This is a genomic window from Streptomyces sp. WAC 01529 (genome assembly GCF_003945545.1).
GTDB lineage: Bacteria > Actinomycetota > Actinomycetes > Streptomycetales > Streptomycetaceae > Streptomyces > Streptomyces anatolicus.
Window position 1 is genome coordinate 3,144,499 of sequence record NZ_CP029617.1, and the last position, 17,536, is coordinate 3,162,034.

Below are 17,536 nucleotides of genomic sequence, written 5' to 3' on the forward strand. Positions count from 1 at the left end.
TCGGATAATTACCAGTAACCACTAACATTTCCCCCGTGGACCGCACTCTGTCTCAGCCGACTGCCCAGAACCCCTCCCCCTCTAACGCGTCCGCCTCCCAGGTCTCCGTCGTCGTGATCGGCTACGACGACGCGGCCCACGTCGCGGACGCGGTGCGCTCCGCGCTGGCCCAAGGTCCCGTCGTCCGCGAGGTGATCGCCGTCGACGACTGCTCGACGGACGGCAGCGCGGAGATCCTCGCCGCCCTCGCCGAGCGGGACCACCGCGTGAAGGTGATCCGCCGCGCGACCAACAGCGGCGGCTGCGGCACGCCCCGCAACGACGGCATCGACGCCGCGTCCGCGCCGTACGTGATGTTCCTCGACAGCGACGACGTGCTGCCGCCCGGCGCCGCCATCGCGCTGCTCGCCGCGGCCGAGCGGCACGGCTGCGAGGTCGCGTCCGGCCTGTGCGTGCGCCGCGAACTGCCCGCAGGGCGCGAGGTGCCCTGGCAGCCCGAGCTGTACACGAAGGCCCGGCTCGTCGCCCGGCCCGAGCTGCGCACCCGCCTCGTCCACGACACGCTCTGCGTCAACAAGCTCTACCGCACGGACTTTCTGCGCGCGCACGGCATCCGCTTCCCCGAAGGCCGCTTCATCTACGAGGACTTCGTCTTCACCGCGCGCGTGCTCGCCGCGGGCCCGCGCATCGCGCTCGTCCCGGACACGGTGTACGTGTGGCATGTGCGCCGGGCCGCCGCCAAGCTGTCGATCTCCCTGGACCGCGCCGGGATCGCCAACTGGCAGGCCCGCATGGAGGCGCACCGCCAGTCCGTGGAGATCCTGCGGGACGCGCGCGGCACCGGGGGCAAGCGGCTCGCGCGGGCGGCCCGCGCCAAGTTCCTCGACCACGGGCTGCGCATGTACGCCCGTGAACTCCCCTCGCGCGGCAAGGAGTACCAGCGCGAGTGGTGGTCGCTCACGCGCGCGTACCTGACGACGTTCGACGCCGCCGACCTCGACGCGGCGCCCGCCCCCGGCCGCGTCATCGCGCGCGTCGTCCTCGCCTCCGAGGAGCCGCGCGACCTGGCGCGGCTGCGGCAGGTGGCGGCGCGCCCGGCCCGGCTCGCCCCGCCGTACCCGAGGGCGGCCGACGCCACCCCGGTCTGGGCGGCCGACCTGCCCCAGGTGACGTTGGAGCACCTGCTCGTACGCCCCATGCGGCTGCTGCCCCTCGCGGTCGACGGCGAGCTGAGCCCGCGCGCGGGCGGCACGCGGCTCGTGCTGCGGCTGCGGGAGCTGTACGGGCGGGTGGCACAGGCGGGGCCCGCCACCGTCGACGTCGAGCTGGTCCACCGGTTGAGCGGCCTGCCCGGTCTGCGCAGGACGGCGGCGTTCGCCCCGGAGCGGCCCGGCGAGACCTGGACGGCCACGGTCCTGCTCGACCTCGGCGCGCTGGACGGGGCGGTGTGGGACGTACGGCTGCGGCTCCACTTCGACGACGGGACCTCGCGGGACACGACCGCGCGGGCCGTCGCCGGGCCGGGGCTGCTGCGGCGCACGGTGGTGCCGGGCGGGCGGCGCGGCATCCTGCTCGTCCAGCCGTACGCCACCCAGGCGGGGAACCTCTCGGTGCGGCTCGCGCCGGGGGTGCGGGGCGTGGCCGGGGTGGTGAAGCGGCGCGCGGCCCGGCTGGTCCGGTCCGCGCTCGACGCCGCACGGCGTGCTTCGGGGCTCTGACGCGCCCCGTACACGCCCTCTGCGAGACTTGCAGGCCACCTCGACGCACGCGCGACAAGACGGGAATCGACGACCATGACCTGGCTGATCACCGGCGGCGCCGGATACATCGGAGCGCATGTCGTCCGCGCCATGACGGAGGCGGGCGAGCGGGCGGTGGTCTACGACGACCTGTCCAGCGGCATCGCCGAGCGCGTCCCCGCGGGCGTCCCCCTCGTCACCGGTTCGACCCTGGACGCGGAGCTGCTGGCCCGCACCCTGAAGGACCACGCGATCACCGGCGTCATCCATCTCGCGGCGAAGAAGCAGGTCGGCGAGTCGGTGGAGCGCCCGCTGCACTACTACCGGGAGAACGTGGAGGGCCTGCGGGTGCTCCTCGACGCGGTGGTGGCGGCCGGCGCCCCCTCCTTCGTCTTCTCCTCGTCCGCCGCGGTGTACGGCATGCCGGACGTCGACCTCGTCACCGAGGAGACGCCGTGCCTGCCGATGAGCCCGTACGGCGAGACGAAGCTGGCGGGCGAGTGGCTGGTGCGGGCCGTGGGGCGCGCGCACGGCCTGGCGACGGCGTCCCTGCGCTACTTCAACGTGGCGGGCGCGGCCACGCCGGAGCTGGCCGACACCGGCGTCTTCAACCTCGTCCCGATGGTCTTCGAGAAGCTCACGGACGGCGAGGCCCCCCGTATCTTCGGCGCGGACTACGCCACCCCGGACGGCACGTGCGTACGGGACTACATCCACGTCGTGGACCTGGCCGAGGCCCATGTGGCGACGGCCCGCAAGCTCGCGTCGGCCGCGCCCGGCACCGACCTGACCCTCAACATCGGCCGGGGCGAGGGCGTTTCGGTCCGCGAGATGACCGACCTCATCAACGAGGTCACGGGCCACGACACCCCCGCCGAGGTCACTGCCCGCCGCCCCGGCGACCCGGCCCGCGTGGTGGCCGCCGCGGACCGCATCGCCGCGGAGCTGGGCTGGTCGGCCAAGCGGGACGTCCGCGACATGATCGCGTCGGCGTGGGCGGGGTGGGTGCGGCTGCATCCGGGGGCGGAGCCTCAGCCGCGCCCGACGGCGGAGCCCAAGTAAGCCCGGGCAGGCCGGGCACGCCGTGCGGGTCGCCTCAGAGCGCCCGCAGCCCCGCCGCCGTGGCCGTCGCGAGCCGGGCCAGGTACCCCTTGTCCAGCTCCGCCCGCACCACCACCGAGCGCCAGTAGAGCGGCCCCGACACCAGGTCGAGGGCCAGCTCCTCGTCGGTGCCCTCGCGTAGCTCGCCGCGCTCGACGGCCGCCCGGACGATGCCGCTCGCGACCCCGTGCTGGCCCTCCCGCAGCGCCTTCTGGAGCGCCTCGGCGATCTCGGGGTTGCGGGCCGCCTCCGCCTGGAGGTCCGGGATGATCTGCGAGGCGACCGGGTGCCGCAGGGCGCGCGAGGTCACCTCGTACAGCAGCCGCAGATCCCCCTCCAGGGAGCCCGTGTCCGGCGCCGGGAGGCCCTGCACCGCTATGGCCGAGACCAGGTCGAGCACGAGGTGCAGCTTGGACCGCCAGCGGCGGTAGACCGCCGTCTTTCCCACGCCCGCGCGCCGCGCGATGCCCTCGATGGACATGCGCGCGTAGCCGACGGAGGCCAGCTCCTCGAAGACCGCGGCGCGGATCGCCTCCGTCACGTCCTCGCGGAGCACGGCGGCCCCGGCGGGCGCCCTGCGGCGCGGCGATGCGCCGCGCGGTCCGCTCGCCCGTTCACCCTGTGGCCTGCTCGTCGTCATACGGACAGCATAAACAGCGCGGAACGTCACGACGATACGGTTGCGTTCCGACGTGCTCTCGCCCTACGCTCGCGTTGCGACGATACGGGCCCGTCCCGACGTACGCTCCAGCCTCCCCGAGCGAAAGCCACGGACGTGAGCCAAGTCCTCGACGCACCCCCCACTACGGCGGCCACCCCCCTCTCCCCCGCCGAACTCGCCGCCCTGCACGGCCTGACCGTCAGCGGCGCCCGCCCCTCGCTCCCCGCTTACGTGCGCCAGCTGTGGCAGCGCCGCCACTTCATCACCGCCTTCGCGACAGCCAAGCTGACGGCGCAGTACAGCCAGGCGAAGCTCGGCCAGCTCTGGCAGGTGATGACGCCGCTGCTGAACGCGGCGGTCTACTACTTCATCTTCGGCGTCCTGATGAACACCAAGCGGGACGTGGAGGACTACGTCCCGTTCCTGGTCACCGGCGTCTTCGTCTTCACCTTCACCCAGCAGTCCGTCATGGCGGGCACCCGCGCCATATCGGGCAGCCTCGGCCTGGTCCGCGCCCTGCACTTCCCGCGCGCCTCGCTGCCCATCTCGTACTGCCTGCAACAGCTCCAGCAGCTGCTCTTCTCCATGTGCGCGCTGGTCGTGATCCTGCTCTGCTTCGGCGTGCCGCCCACGGCGTCCTGGCTCCTGGTGGTCCCGGTCCTGGCGCTCCAGTTCACGTTCAACACGGGCCTCGCGCTCGTCATGGCCCGGCTCGGCAGCAAGACGCCGGACATCGCGCAGCTGATGCCGTTCGTGCTGCGGACCTGGATGTACGTGTCCGGGGTGATGTGGAGCATCGACGCGGTACTCAAGGACCAGCACCTGCCGCACGCCGTGCAGGTCCTCCTGGAGTGCAATCCCGCCGCCGTCTACATCGACCTGATGCGGTTCGCGCTGATCGACAGCTTCACGCGGGGCCAGCTGCCGCACCACGTGTGGGCCTGGGCGCTGGGCTGGGCCCTGCTCGCCGGGGTCGGCGGCTTCCTCTACTTCTGGAAGGCGGAAGAGACGTATGGCCGAGGCTGAGACCCCACAGGGACAGGGGCGGGAGGACAACGCCCCCACCGTCATCGTCGACCAGGTCGACATCGTCTACCGCGTCCACGGCGCGGGCGCCACGGCGGGCCGGGGCGCCGCGACCGCCGCGCTCGGCCGCATCCTGAGGCGGGGCGGCTCCCCCGACGTCCGCAAGGTGCACGCCGTCAGGAACGTCTCCTTCACCGCCCGCAAGGGCGAGGCCATCGGCCTGATCGGCACCAACGGCTCCGGCAAGTCCACGCTGCTCAAGGCGGTCGCGGGCCTGCTCCCCGTCGAGCGCGGCCGGATCTTCTCCGACGGCCAGCCCTCCCTCCTCGGCGTCAACGCGGCCCTGATGAACGACCTGACCGGCGAGCGCAACGTCCGCCTCGGCGCCCTCGCCATGGGCATGTCGCGCGAGCAGATCGAGGAGCGCTACCAGGAGATCGTCGACTTCTCCGGGATCAACGAGAAGGGCGACTTCATCACGCTGCCGATGCGTACGTACTCCTCGGGCATGGCGGCGCGGCTCCGCTTCTCCATCGGCTCGGCCAAGGACCACGACGTACTGCTCATCGACGAGGCCCTGGCCACCGGGGACCGCTCCTTCCAGAAGCGCTCCGAGGCCCGCATCCGCGAGCTGCGCGAGCGCGCGGGCACGGTCTTCCTGGTCAGCCACAACAACAAGTCGATCCGGGACACCTGCGACCGGGTGCTGTGGCTGGAGCGCGGCGAGCTGCGGATGGACGGCCCCACGGCGGACGTACTGAAGGAGTACGAGCGTTTCACAAACCCGGACAGGTAGCCCTTTTGTCGCATCAATACGCGCATCCTTACACTATGGGAGCGTTTAGCAACAGAAGGAGTGCGCGTGCAGCCACGGCTGAGTGTTGTCGTCCCCGTCTACAACGTCGAGCTCTACCTCGACGAGTGCCTGGAGTCCCTGGCGGCCCAGACCTTCACGGACTTCGAAGTGGTCATGGTCGACGACGGGTCGACGGACGGCAGCGCGGCCATCGCCGAGCGCTTCGCGGCGGCCGACCCGCGCTTCCGGCTGATATCCCAGGAGAACAAGGGCCTGGGCGCGGCGCGCAACACCGGCGTACGGGAGATGTCCCCGCACAGCGAGTACCTCGCCTTCGTGGACAGCGACGACACGCTGCCCGCCACGGCGTACGCGCTGATGATCGAGACGCTTGACGGGACCGGGTCGGACTTCGCGGCGGGCAACGTGACCCGCTTCCGCTCCGCCGGGTACGTGCAGTCGCCCGTGCACCGCGTGCCCTTCGCGACGACCCGGCTGCGTACGCACGTCTCCAGGTTCCGCCCGCTGCTGACCGACCGCACCGCGTGGAACAAGGTCTACCGCCGCTCCTTCTGGGAGCGGCACCAGCTCGCATACCCGGAGGCCATGCTCTACGAGGACGCGCCCGTCAGCGTCCCCGCGCACTACCTCGCGGACTCCGTCGACGTGCTGAGCGAGCCGATCTACAACTGGCGCGAGCGTGAGATCGGCGAGCGTTCCATCACGCAGAACCGCACCAATCCGCAGGGCCTGATCGACCGCGTGAAGTCGATCCGCATGGTCCGTGACTTCCTGCTCGCGCGGGTCGGCGAGGACCCGATGTACGCCGAGCACCTGCGGGTCTACGACAACAACGCGCTCGCCGAGGAGATCCCCCTGTTCTGGCGGGTCCTGCCGGGCTCGGACGCCGCCTACCAGGAGGCGTTCCTGGAGCACGTGGGCCGGCTCGTGCGCGAGATCGGGCAGGACGCGGTGCGGGCGCTGCACGTGCCGCACAAGCTGAAGCTGTATCTCACCGTGCACCGGCGCCTGGACGAGCTGATCGCCCAGCTGGAGTTCGAGAAGGAGCACCCCGGCTCGATCCCCGTCTCCGGGACGCTGCACCCGAAGGCCGACTACCCCTTCCTCGACCCGACCGCCCCTGTGCCGGACGCGGTCCTGCGCCTCGACCCGGAGCTGCGGCTGCGCAGCCGCCTCGACGAGGCCGCCTGGCACGACGGCAAGCTGTGGCTCTCGGGCTGGGCGTTCCCGCGCCAGCTCGGCGCCGAGTCGCGGAGCAAGACGCTGAAGTCGCTGATCCTGAAGGAGAAGGGCAGCCGCCGTACGGTCCTTGTGCCCGCACGCAGCCATCTCGACCCGGAGGCCACGGTGGCCTCGGGAGCGGAGTTCCGGCACGCCGACTGGGCGGGATTCGGGGCGCTGGTGAACCCCGCGCGGCTGCGGCGGCGCGGCAAGTGGGTCGACGGGCTGTGGCGGGTGCGGATCGCCGTGGCGGGCACGGGCTCGACCCCGCGGCGCGGGCCGCTGTACGGGGCGGGCACGGGCTCCGGCCAGACGCCGCCCGCGCACTGGGTGACCGAGGATGTCCGGGTGGCCCCGCAGATCCAGGACGGCGAGCTGGCGATCCGCGTGGAGACGGCGCACGCGCGTGCGCTGGAGGTCCGCGCGGAGGGCTCCGGCCTTCTCGTACGCGGCGTCCTGCGCACGGCTCCCGAGGGCGAGCCCCGCCTGCGCATGCGCCACCGCGAGTCCGGCACGATCCTCACGGTGCCGCTGGACCTCGACGCCCCGAGGGAGGGCCGCGTCCCCTTCACGGCTCTGGTGGAGACGGCGTCCCTGAGGGAGGTCCGCGAGGACCACGAGCGGTTGCGCCCGACGCAGGCGGAACGCGCGATTGGCCGCTGGGACATGTCGGTAGAGGTGACGGCTGCTGCTACCGCTGCTGCCGCTGTGGGCAATCGTTCCGCAGGGCGGAACGGGTGGGCACAGCCCACAGCGCAGGGTGCCGAAAAGGAGGCGCCCACCAAGACGACCCGCCTAGCCCTGATCCTGGATGACCGGGAGGGCTTCTCCGGCGCCCAGTTCCCCCACGCCAACCGCACGGTCTACGCCCGCCGCAGCCCCGGCGGCTACCTCCAGCTCTGCGACCAGCCAACCCAGCCCCTGGTGGACCACGTCTCCGTACAGCCCGACGGCACGGTCACCCTCACCGGCAGCTACCCCGCCGCCGGAACCCACGGCTTGGAACTGGTCCTCCGCCAGACCTGGTCGGGCCACGAGTACACATTCCCCGCCCACGCCAGGAACGGCCGGTTCACGGCAAGCTTCGTCCCCGCCCCCACCCACCCCTACGCCACCGGAACCCCCCTCCGCGCCGGCTTCTGGTGGCCGTCCATCCAGAAGCCGGACGGCACCCGCACCGCGGTCCAGCTCGCCCCGCCCGTCCACGCCCACCTCCCCCTGGAGGTCACGGCGCACGGCAAGCGCGTGGAGCTACAGGCCCGCCAGTACGACCAGCTGGCCCTGATGGCCCACTCCGAGCTGCGCCCCGACGAGCGCAGCCGCTACCGCCAGACCCGGCTCCGCACCGAGGCCTACCCCACCGCCCGCCACGAGCCGCTGCGCGAGGCCGTTCTGTACGACGTCTTCGGCGGCCGCATGTACGGCGACTCCCCGCGCGCCATCCACGAGGAGATGGTCCGCCGCGGCCTGCCGGTCGAACACCTCTGGGTCGTCAAGGACGGCCAGTGCGAGGTCCCGCCGACCGCGAAGGCGGTCCGCGTGCACAGCCCCGAGTACTACGAGGCGATGGCCCGCTCCCGCTACCTCGTCGGCAACACGCACTTCCCGCGCTGGCTGGAGCGGCGCGAGGGCCAGCAGATCATCCAGACCTGGCACGGCACCCCGCTGAAGCGGATCGGCTTCGACTTCGACAACGACCACTTCGCCGGCACGCAGTACCTCATGGACCTGGACCGCGAGCGCCACCAGTGGTCGATGCTGCTCTCCCCGAACCGGTTCAGCACGCCGATCATGCGCAGCGCCTTCCGGTTCGGCGGCGACGTGGACGGCGAGCTGCTCGAAGCGGGCTACCCCCGCAACGACGTCCTGCTCGCCCCGGACCGCGCCGAGCGCGCCGCCCGCGTACGCCGTGCCCTCGGCCTGCCCGACGGCAAGAAGGTGATCCTCTACGCCCCGACCTGGCGCGAGGACAAGCAGCGCCACCGCGGCGGCTTCCTCCTCGACCTGCGTATCGACCTGGAGAAGGCGCGCCACGAGCTGGGCGAGGACCATGTCCTCCTGATCCGCCCGCACGCCCACATCGTGGAGCCGGTGCCGGGCGCGGGCGACGGCTTCGTATGGGATGTCGCGGGCTATCCGGACATCATGGACCTGCTTCTGATCGCGGACGTCCTGGTCACCGACTACTCCTCGGTGATGTTCGACTTCGCCGTGACGGGCCGTCCGATGCTCTTCTTCACGTACGACCTGGAGCACTACCGCGACCGTCTGCGCGGCTTCTACTTCGACTTCGAGAAGCGCGCGCCGGGCCCGCTGGTCCCGACCTCCGACGAGCTGATCGCCGCGCTGCGGGATCTGAACGCGGAGAGCGAGCTGTACGAGAAGGAGTACGGGAAGGCGTACGAGGAGTTCCGCGCCGAGTTCTGCGACCTGGACGACGGGCGGGCCGCGAGCCGCGTGGTGGACCGGATGCTCGCCCACCGAGGGACGGCGACCGCATGAACACCGAGGAGGGGGGCACCGCCATGCCCGAGCAGAGCGACACCGCGGGACCCGTGCTGAGCGTGGTCGTCCACGGCCGTAACGTCCAGGGCCACCTGGCCGCCGGCCTGGACGCCCTCGCCGCGCAGGCCTCGCCGGGCGTCGAGGTGATCGTCGCCGCCGTGGGCGCCTCCGCGCAGGCCGCGGCCGCGGACCGGCCGGGCGTCACCGTCGTACCGCTGCCCGAGGGGACGGGCGACGGCGCGGCGCGCGCCGTGGGCGCCGAGCGGGCGGCGGGCCGCTGGCTGCACTTCGTCCACAGCAAGGACACCGTGCCGACGGGCGCACCCCGCACGCTCGCGGACCGCGTGGCCGACCTCGCCGGTGGCGCGGACGACGTGAGCGGCACGAACGGCACGAGCGGTACGAGCGGCGCGGACGTGCTCGTCGTCGACCACGTCCGCTCCACCTGGCGGCACCGGGGGATGCCGAGCCCCGACGGCAAGTACCTCGCCAAGCAGGCCCGCAGGGCGCTGCCGCTCGCGGACTGCCCGGACCTGCTGCGGGTCACGCCCCTGCTGGGCAACCGCGTGTTGCGGGCGGACTTCTGGCGGGCGCACGCCGCTCAGCTGGCCGGGGAGGATGAGACGTTCACCGCGTACGCCGCCCTGCTCCTCGCGGGCCGTATCGCCGCGCTCGACCAAGTCGCCCTGAACGTAAGGGAGTTGCGGGCCGAGAGCCTGCCCTCGGGGCCGCCCGAGGCCCGCTTCGGCGTCATCGCGCGCTATGAGTCGCTGCTCGCCCTCGCCGCGGACCTCGGCCTCCCGGCGGCGCCCCGCACCGTGCTCTACGACGTCATGGTCGGCGACTGCCTGCGCGTCGTCGCCCGCGAGAAGCTGCCCGACCCCGTGCGCAGGGAGTTCTTCCACCGCGCCTCGAAGGCCGCCGTCGCGTGGCGTCCCGAGGGCCACCAGCGGCCGGGCGGTCTCGAAGGCGTGCGGCGCCGCATCCTCGAAGAGGACGCGTACACGAAGTACCGCACGTTCCAGACCGCCAACCAGCAGCGCCGCAAGCTCAGGTCGGCGGTCGTCTCGCGCAAGCACAAGGTGGGCCTGAAGGTCCGCGACCTGCGCTACCGCAGGGAGCTGGAGCGCCCCGTCGACCCCAACCTCGCCGTGTTCACTGCCTATTGGGACCGGGGCGTGGCCTGCAACCCGGCCGCGATCGCGGCCAAGCTCGCCGAACTCGCGCCGCACATCCACCCGGTGTGGGTCGTCACGGCGGCGAACGTACCGCTGCTGCCGCCCGGCACCGACCACATCGTGCCCGGCACGCGCCGCTACTGGGAGATGATGGCCCGCGCGAAGTACCTGGTCAACAACGTCAACTTCCCCAACGCGGTCGTCAAGCGCCCCGACGCGATCCACCTCCAGACCCACCACGGCACGCCGCTCAAGCGCATGGGCCTGGACCAGCTCGACTACCCGGCCGCCGCCAAGGGACTGAACTTCCACAGCCTGCTGGCCCGCGTCGACAAGTGGACGTACAGCGTCTCCGCGAACAGTCACTCCACGCAGATGTGGGAACGCGCGTACCCCTCGCGCTACACCTCCCTCGACCACGGCTATCCGCGCAACGACGTCTTCTACCGCGCGTCGGCCGCCGACATCCGGGCGATCCGCGAGCGGCTCGGCATCGCGCCCGGCAAGCGGGCGATCCTCTACGCGCCCACCCACCGCGACTACGAGGCGGCCTGGACCCCGCGCCTGGACCTGGCCACGCTCGCCGACCGCCTCGGCGAGGACACCGTCCTGCTCGTGCGCGGCCACTACTTCTACGGCGGCACGGCCTCGCCGCTCGCGGGTCTGCGCAGGAGCGGCAGGATCATCGACGTCTCGTCCTACGACCCGGTGGAGGACCTCTCCCTCGCGGCGGACGCGCTGATCACGGACTACTCGTCGATCATGTTCGACTATGCCAACCTGGACCGGCCGATCGTCATCTACGCCGACGACTGGGAAACGTACGCCACCACGCGCGGCGTCTACTTCGACCTACTGGCGGAGGCGCCGGGCCAAGTGGCGCGCACGCAGGACGAGCTGACGGACCTCCTCACCTCCGACGCGTGGCGCGACGGCTCGTCGACGAAGGCGCGCAAGGCATTCCGTGAGCGCTTCTGCGAGTACGACGACGGGCGCGCCGCCGAGCGGGTCGTACGCCGTGTCTTCCTCGGCGAGAGCGAGGAGTCCCTGCCGCCCGTGACCCCGGTCGGCGAGCGCACCCCGGCCCCGACGCCCGAGGAGGCGACGCAGCGATGACCCGCACCCCCGATGTCACCGTGACGGTGATCGTCTACAACGACGCGGACCGCCTGCCGCGCGCGGTGGCCTCCCTGCGCCGCCAGACGCACGCGAACATCGAGATCATCATCAGCGACGACCACTCGACGGACCACACCCCCGAGGTGGCCCGCCGGCTGGCGGCGGAGGACGACCGCGTCAGCTATCTCCGTCTGCCGGAGAACAGCGGCGGTTGCAGCGCGCCGCGCAACCGCGCGCTGGAGATCGCGCACGCCCCGTATCTGATGTTCCTGGACAGCGACGACGAACTCCCCGAGCGGGCAGTCGAGTTGCTGCTTGCCGCACACCGCGAGCGCGAGGTGGACTTCGCGATGGGCGCGGTGGAGCGGGTACGGGTGGACACGGGCCGCACCTCGACCTGGATGCCGCACCTGGTGGCGGAGCGCCGCACGGTGGAGGGCATCGAGTCCGAACCCGCGCTCCTCTTCGAACACCTCTCGACGAGCAAGATGTACCGCCGGGAGTTCCTGGACCGCAACGGCCTGCGCTTCCCGGAGGGCATCCACTACGAGGACCAGCTCTTCTCGGCGCAGGCGTACTGCCTGGCGAAGTCCTTCACGGTGATCCCCGAGCCGGTCTACCGCTGGTACATAGCCCCCTACGAGGCGGCGGAGTCGGCGTCGATCTCGAACCAGCGCCACAAGCTGTCGAACGTACGGGACCGGGTCCACGTACAGCGCCTGATAGACGACTTCTTGAGGACGAGCGGCCACGAGGGGATCAAGGAATCGAAGGACTACAAATTCCTGAAGCACGACTTCCGGATGTACGCGGGAGATCTCCCCTTCCGCGACGAGGAATGGCTGTCAGGCTTCGCGCGGATCGTCAACCCCTACCTGGCGGAGCTGTCCCCCGGCGCGTACGCCCGCCTCCCCCGAGCCGAGCGGGTGGTCCTCCAACTGGTCCGCGACAACCGCCTGGCGGACGCCCGGCTTGCGGCGCGGGGCCTGGGCCACGGGGTGGCGCCGCGCGAGACGTCCATGGACGCCGAGGGCCGTGTCTACTGGGGCGGACGGATCCCGGAGACGGACCGGGCCCGCGCCGAACTGGACCTCTCCAACCAGGGCCTGGACTCCCGCCCGTTCCCGAGCGCGCAGTTCCGCCACGAGATCACGCGCATCGAACGCGGCCCCGGCGCCTCGGTCGACCTGACCATCCGCACCTACGACCCGGGCCTGCGCCTGCCGGTCGGCCCGCAGGTGGCGACGGTGCTCCTGGCCCCCGGCAGGCGCCGCATGAAGACCCCGTTCCGCCTGAACCCGGTCCGCCCCGGCGTCTTCGAGGGCAAGGCGCACCTGGACCTGACCGCGGCCCCCCTCCCCCTGAACGGCTTCGAGGGCACCCGCCACCCGGTCCTCCAACTCACCGCGGGCCCCCTGCGCAACACCTCCCTGCTCCTGGCCCCGCTCTCCTTCCCACCCCTGAAGGCCCGCATCGACTACCGCGCCGGCGCACTCCCGCACGAGGTGACACTGGAACCGGAGGGCCGCGCCTCGGGCCGCCTCCAACTCCGCTGGACCCCGGTGGGCGTCACGGCCAACCTCATCCGCCCCCTGGCCCGAAGGGCGGGCACGGGAGCGGGGGCGCGGGTCCGCAGGGCGGCGAGGCTGGTGGCTAGCGTGGTGCGGTGAGGGCCGGGGGCCCGGACCCTCGACAGCCGCCATCCGCAGGGCGCCGCCCGGCTCCCCGACAGCCGCCATCCGCAAGGCGCCGCCCGGACCCCCAGCAGGCGCCTCCGCAAGGCGCCACTCGGATCCCCAACAGCCGCCATCCGCAAGGCGCCGCCCGGACCCCCAGCAGGCGCCTCCGCAAGGCGCCACTCGGATCCCCAACAGCCGCCATCCGCAAGGCGCCGCCCCTTCCCCACCCACCACCCCCCACCCGCCCTACACAGCCGTCACACCCCCAGTGGCCGCCCACCCCGGTCGGCCAGGAGCAGTGCGAGCGGCCCGGCGGGGAGGAGGAACCGCCCGTCGGCGGCGGCGTCGAGCGCGTCGGCCATGGCCCACCAGGACAGCTTGAAGTCCCGCTCCGACGGCGTCAGCTCGTGGATGCGGTCCACGCCATCTACGGCGACGCGGAAGCGACAAAGCACCTGTCGTTCGAACCACGCACCCGCGACCAGGTAGGCCAGATCATCGCCCGCTCCATGGTCTCCGCCACCGCCGAGCCCCGGGACGAGTACTGCCTCGCCATCACCGAGCGCGAGAGCGGCCGGCTCATCGGCTACGCCCGCCTCGCCCTCGACCCGCACCAGCCGAAAGCGGCAACGATGGGCGGCGCCCTCCACCCCTCCGTCTGGAGGCTCGGCTACGGCACGGAGACCGTGGGCATCCTCCTGGGCCTGGCCTTCGGCGACCTCGGTCTGCACCGCGTATGGGCGGCCCGCGCACCTCTGAACACCGCCTCCCACAAGACGTTGCTCCGCGCCGGATTACAGGAGGAGGGACGGATCAGGCAGCACGTCCTCGTGCACGGCGCGTGGCGGGACTCCCTCACCTACTCGATCCTCGAGGATGAATGGAAGGCCACCGCGGACGGGGGACGCTGAAGGCGCCACCGATGAGTTCCCGCCGCCCCGGCAGTCTCCCCTTCGTCGCACCCCGAGCAAGAGGAGAGACACCACCCATGCCACAGCTGCTGCGAGTACAGAACTTCTGCGTCTCGACGGACGGATTCGGCGCCGGTGAGCACCAGAGTCTGGAGAGGCCCTTCGGGCACGCCGACCCCGGGGACCTGGTCTCCTGGGCCGGGGCCACCGCCAGTTGGCCCGGGCGGACCGATCCCGGGGGCAGCCGCGGGCTCGATGATTACTTCACCCGGGACTTCACGCACAACATCGGCGCCGAGATCATGGGCCGCAACAAGTTCGGGCCCCAGCGCGGGCCCTGGCAGGACCATGAGTGGCGCGGGTGGTGGGGCGACGAACCCCCGTTCCGGACACCGGTGTTCGTCATGACCCACCACAAGCGGCCCTCGTTCACGCTCTCCGACACCACGTTCCACTTCGTCGACGGCGAACCGGCCGACGTCCTCGAACAGGCGCGGGAGGCGGCGGGCGGCAAGGACGTCCGGCTCGGTGGCGGGGCCACCACGATCAGGGAGTTCCTCGACGCGGGCCTCGTCGACACGATGCACGTGGCCGTCTCGCGGGTGGAGCTGGGCTCCGGCGTGCGGCTGTGGAAGTCGCCCGATGAGCTGCTCGACCGGTTCCACCACGAGGTCGTCCCCAGCCCGAGCGGCGTCACGCACCATCTGTTCTGGCGCAGGTGACACGGGCGCCGCGCCCGTCCCTGGGCGCGGGTCAGCCCACCACCTCGTACAGCACCTGCCCCTTCGGCCCCGCGCCCGCCACCCGCAGCGCGGGGTCCCCGGGGCGCAGGCCCCCGTCCCCCGGGTACTGCACGATCCACCGCACCCCGTACCGGCGCAGGATGCCGAGGCGTTCCGTGCGCGGGGTCGCGGGGGCGAAGTAGGCGCGTACCGCGTCCGCCCGTGCCTCCTGGTCCGGCAGGAAGAAGTCCGGGTAGCCGGGGGCCACCGTGTAGGGGCCGTACGCCGGAATCTGGCGGGACGGGAAGGTCTTCGCCATGACCACGTCGCCGTGGCGGACCTGCGGGGCCAGCCAGTCGTAGCCGGACCAGGGGGCCTTGTACTTGGCGGCCACCGGCCCCGGCAACACCCCACGCGGCACCACGTACCCCAGCGTCCCCGCCTGTGTCCACGCGCCCAGCAGCAACGCCGCGCCGAGCAGCCCCGCGCCCACCCGCCGCACACCCGCGCGGCCCGCCTCGAAGACCTCGAGCACCGCCGCCAGCTGGGCGGGGATGAGGGCGGCGGGCAGCACCCTGCCCCATGAGTAGTGGCCGGTCAGGCCGCCCGCCGCGAACATCGCCGCGCCGAGCGCGAAGAAGAGGACCAGGGGATCGCGGTGGTCCCTGCGCCATCGGAGGACCAGTGCCGCCACCCCCAGCAGCGCAAGGCCGAAGTGCGGCAGCAGCCCCCGGTACAGCGAGCGGTGGATCTCCTCAAGGCCGCCCACGCCGAGCAGGCCGAAGAAGGAGTAATACGGCCATGCCGCCAGCACCGAGAGCCCGAACGCCACGCCCCCGGTCAGGCGCAACAGCACCGGCCTGCTCGGCCACGGCCGCGCCCCCAGGACCATCGCGAGCGCCCCGAACGTCGCGACGACGCCCGTGAACTGGTGGCACAGGAGGATCACGGACCACAGCGCCCCCAGGCCGAGGAAGACGAGCCACCCTCCGCCCCTCAGGGACTTCCGCACCAGCGCCCAGAAGTGGAAGGAGAGGCCGAGCGCGAACGTACTCGGGTACGAGACCGTCAGCGCGAGGGAGTTGAGGCCGAGGAACCCGCTCCAGTTGAAGAGCCCCGGGCCCCAGAGCAAGAGCAGGGCAAGCAGCGCCAGCGGCACCGCCCCGGGCCGCGTACTGAACGTACGTACGAAGTGGCGGACCCCCGTCACCAGCAGGCCGAGGCCGACCAGCGCGGCCACCCTCAGCACCACGAACGTGCCGAGTCCGGTCACCTTGGCAAGGCAGCCGAGGAGCAGCGTCCAGGGGGAGTAATAGGGGCTCGGGGTGTCCGCGTCGACCAGCGGATCGCCGGGACTCAGCAGGTCGGCCCGCAGGCGTTCGATCGTCGCCGCGTGGATGCCGAGGTCGCCCGCCCACGGCAGGCGGACGATCACCAGGAGGAGCAGAGCCAGGAGGAGCAGGGCCGAGAGGCGCAGGGGCGAGAGGCGCAGGGGCGAGAGGCGCAGGGCCTGCGGGGTGACCGCGCGCGGAGCCCGTATGCCGGCCCTACTGGCGTCGCGCATCGTGCTGGAAGACCCACGTCCGGTAGACCAGGAAGCGGAACCCCGACGCCAGGACGATCGACAGCGCCTTGGCGATGTTCGAGCCGAGCGGCCCGCTCATCCCCGCGCCGTGGTACGCCGCGTAGAACAGGACGCTCTCCATCGCGACGCCGATCCCGCTGAAGACGAAGAAGAGGGCGATCTGCCGCTTGGTGCGCGAGGCGCGGTCCCGGTAGGCGAAGAAGCGGAAGCCGAGGTAGTTGGTGCCCATCGCCACGCAGCTGGCAAGGACCGTCGCCGTCATCGGGCGCGAGCCGAGGCCGAGCAGCAGGAGGTTGAAGACGACGAGGTTGACGGCGACACCGCTGCCGCCGACCAGGCCGAACTTCACCAGCTCCAGACAGAGCGCGCGCAGCCTCGCGAGGACCGACCGGGGCGCCGGGAGCGTTGCGGCGGCGGAGGACGCCGGGCCCGCCTCCGGAGCGGGCGGCGCGGTCGTGGCGGGCGGGGCCTCCTTCAGAGCGGGCGCCGTCATCCGCGCACCCCCGTACCCGCACCCGTACCCGGCCGGGAGCCGCCCGTCCCGAGCCGCAGCTTCCACGGCATGACGATCGACTCCAGCTGCACCATCAGGTTCATCTTCGACTCGCCGACCGTGCGGTCCTCGAAGTGGATCGGCACCTCCATGACGCCGAAGCCGCGCCGCAGCGCCCGGTACTTCATCTCGACCTGGAAGCTGTAGCCCGCGCTGTCCACGGAGGCCAGGTCGATGGCGCGCAGGGCGTCCGCGCGCCAGATGTTGAAGCCGCCGGTGATGTCGCGGACGCGCGTGCCGAGGATGGTGCCCGCGTAGGCGTTGGCCCAGCGGGAGAGCAGCTTGCGGTGGGCGCCCCAGGCGTCGGAGAGCGTGCCGCCCTGCACATACCGGCTGCCGATGACGACGCCCGCGTCGGTGGAGAGTGCGACGCCGAGCAGCTCGGCGGCCTTGGCCACGGGGTGGCTGCCGTCGGCGTCCATCTGGAGGACGTACTCCGCGCCCTCGGCGACGGCCCGGGTCATACCGGCCGCGTAGGCCCGGCCGAGGCCGTCCTTCTCGGTGCGGTGCAGGACGCTCATCCGGGCGCTGCCGTACCGCTCCGCGAAGCGCTCGGCGATGTCGCCGGTGCCGTCGGGGCTGGAGTCGTCGACGACGAGGAGGCGCAGGCCGGGCAGGGGGAGGGCCATCAGGGCCTCCGCCATGCCGGGCAGGTTCCCCGCTTCGTTGTACGTGGGCATGACGACGGTCAGCGGGGTGGCGGCCCAGGCTTCGGGCAG

14 protein-coding genes are annotated in these 17,536 nt (G+C 72.2%); 9 read left to right on the forward strand and 5 right to left on the reverse strand.

Annotation, left to right across the window (positions count from 1 at the left end):
- Nucleotides 1-47: 47 nt before the first annotated feature.
- Both DMA15_RS14110 and galE read left to right on the forward strand, forming a co-directional pair.
- Nucleotides 48-1,718, forward strand: a complete 1,671-nt coding sequence (locus DMA15_RS14110; protein WP_125517770.1) for a glycosyltransferase family A protein — start codon at nt 48-50, stop codon at nt 1,716-1,718.
- A gap of 75 nt (nt 1,719-1,793) precedes the next feature.
- Entirely contained in the window at nt 1,794-2,801 is a 1,008-nt protein-coding gene (gene galE, locus DMA15_RS14115; protein WP_125513099.1) for a UDP-glucose 4-epimerase GalE, read from the forward strand.
- Between the two features lie 34 nt (nt 2,802-2,835).
- Here the strand turns inward: galE and DMA15_RS14120 are convergent, their stop codons facing one another.
- Nucleotides 2,836-3,480, reverse strand: a complete 645-nt coding sequence (locus DMA15_RS14120; protein WP_125513100.1) for a TetR/AcrR family transcriptional regulator — start codon at nt 3,478-3,480, stop codon at nt 2,836-2,838.
- Between the two features lie 135 nt (nt 3,481-3,615).
- On the opposite strand from DMA15_RS14120, the gene DMA15_RS14125 reads away from it, so the two are divergent.
- The 5 genes from DMA15_RS14125 to DMA15_RS14145 all read left to right on the forward strand — a co-directional run bounded on the left by DMA15_RS14125 (nt 3,616) and on the right by DMA15_RS14145 (nt 13,037).
- Nucleotides 3,616-4,527 carry an ABC transporter permease gene (locus DMA15_RS14125; RefSeq protein WP_125513101.1) on the forward strand — a complete coding sequence of 304 codons (912 nt, stop codon included), beginning with the start codon at nt 3,616-3,618 and terminating at the stop codon, nt 4,525-4,527.
- Nucleotides 4,514-5,323 (forward strand): ABC transporter ATP-binding protein, encoded by an 810-nt coding sequence (locus tag DMA15_RS14130; RefSeq protein WP_125513102.1) that lies wholly within the window; start codon nt 4,514-4,516, stop codon nt 5,321-5,323. Before DMA15_RS14125 ends, DMA15_RS14130 begins: the two co-directional genes overlap by 14 nt.
- A 66-nt stretch (nt 5,324-5,389) precedes the next feature.
- Entirely contained in the window at nt 5,390-9,067 is a 3,678-nt protein-coding gene (locus DMA15_RS14135; protein ID WP_125513103.1) for a bifunctional glycosyltransferase family 2 protein/CDP-glycerol:glycerophosphate glycerophosphotransferase, read from the forward strand.
- Nucleotides 9,064-11,364, forward strand: coding sequence for a CDP-glycerol glycerophosphotransferase family protein (locus DMA15_RS14140; protein WP_240659790.1), 2,301 nt, complete (start codon nt 9,064-9,066; stop codon nt 11,362-11,364). Before DMA15_RS14135 ends, DMA15_RS14140 begins: the two co-directional genes overlap by 4 nt.
- Nucleotides 11,361-13,037 (forward strand): glycosyltransferase family 2 protein, encoded by a 1,677-nt coding sequence (locus DMA15_RS14145; RefSeq protein WP_125513104.1) that lies wholly within the window; start codon nt 11,361-11,363, stop codon nt 13,035-13,037. The genes DMA15_RS14140 and DMA15_RS14145 overlap by 4 nt, the downstream gene beginning before the upstream one ends.
- Before the next feature lie 266 nt (nt 13,038-13,303).
- On the opposite strand, the gene DMA15_RS36645 is transcribed toward DMA15_RS14145, so the two are convergent.
- Nucleotides 13,304-13,468: a hypothetical protein gene (locus DMA15_RS36645; RefSeq protein ID WP_164551644.1), complete on the reverse strand. Its 165-nt coding sequence runs from the start codon at nt 13,466-13,468 to the stop codon at nt 13,304-13,306.
- On the opposite strand from DMA15_RS36645, the gene DMA15_RS14150 reads away from it, so the two are divergent.
- Nucleotides 13,454-13,957 (forward strand): GNAT family protein, encoded by a 504-nt coding sequence (locus DMA15_RS14150; RefSeq protein WP_125513105.1) that lies wholly within the window; start codon nt 13,454-13,456, stop codon nt 13,955-13,957. The two genes, DMA15_RS36645 and DMA15_RS14150, sit on opposite strands and share 15 nt — an antisense overlap.
- Before the next feature lie 77 nt (nt 13,958-14,034).
- The gene (locus DMA15_RS14155) at nt 14,035-14,679 is read left to right on the forward strand and encodes a dihydrofolate reductase family protein (RefSeq protein ID WP_125513106.1); all 645 of its coding nucleotides are present in this window, start codon (nt 14,035-14,037) and stop codon (nt 14,677-14,679) included.
- Between the two features lie 31 nt (nt 14,680-14,710).
- Here DMA15_RS14155 and DMA15_RS14160 read toward each other — a convergent pair whose 3' ends face one another.
- From DMA15_RS14160 to DMA15_RS14170, 3 genes are read right to left on the reverse strand one after another with little or no spacing between them, the layout of a single operon-like run.
- Nucleotides 14,711-16,243, reverse strand: a complete 1,533-nt coding sequence (locus DMA15_RS14160; protein ID WP_240659791.1) for a hypothetical protein — start codon at nt 16,241-16,243, stop codon at nt 14,711-14,713.
- Nucleotides 16,227-16,757, reverse strand: a complete 531-nt coding sequence (locus tag DMA15_RS14165; protein ID WP_125513107.1) for a GtrA family protein — start codon at nt 16,755-16,757, stop codon at nt 16,227-16,229. Before DMA15_RS14165 ends, DMA15_RS14160 begins: the two co-directional genes overlap by 17 nt.
- Nucleotides 16,754-17,497 carry a polyprenol monophosphomannose synthase gene (locus tag DMA15_RS14170; RefSeq protein WP_206302932.1) on the reverse strand — a complete coding sequence of 248 codons (744 nt, stop codon included), beginning with the start codon at nt 17,495-17,497 and terminating at the stop codon, nt 16,754-16,756. Before DMA15_RS14170 ends, DMA15_RS14165 begins: the two co-directional genes overlap by 4 nt.
- Nucleotides 17,498-17,536 lie beyond the last annotated feature (39 nt).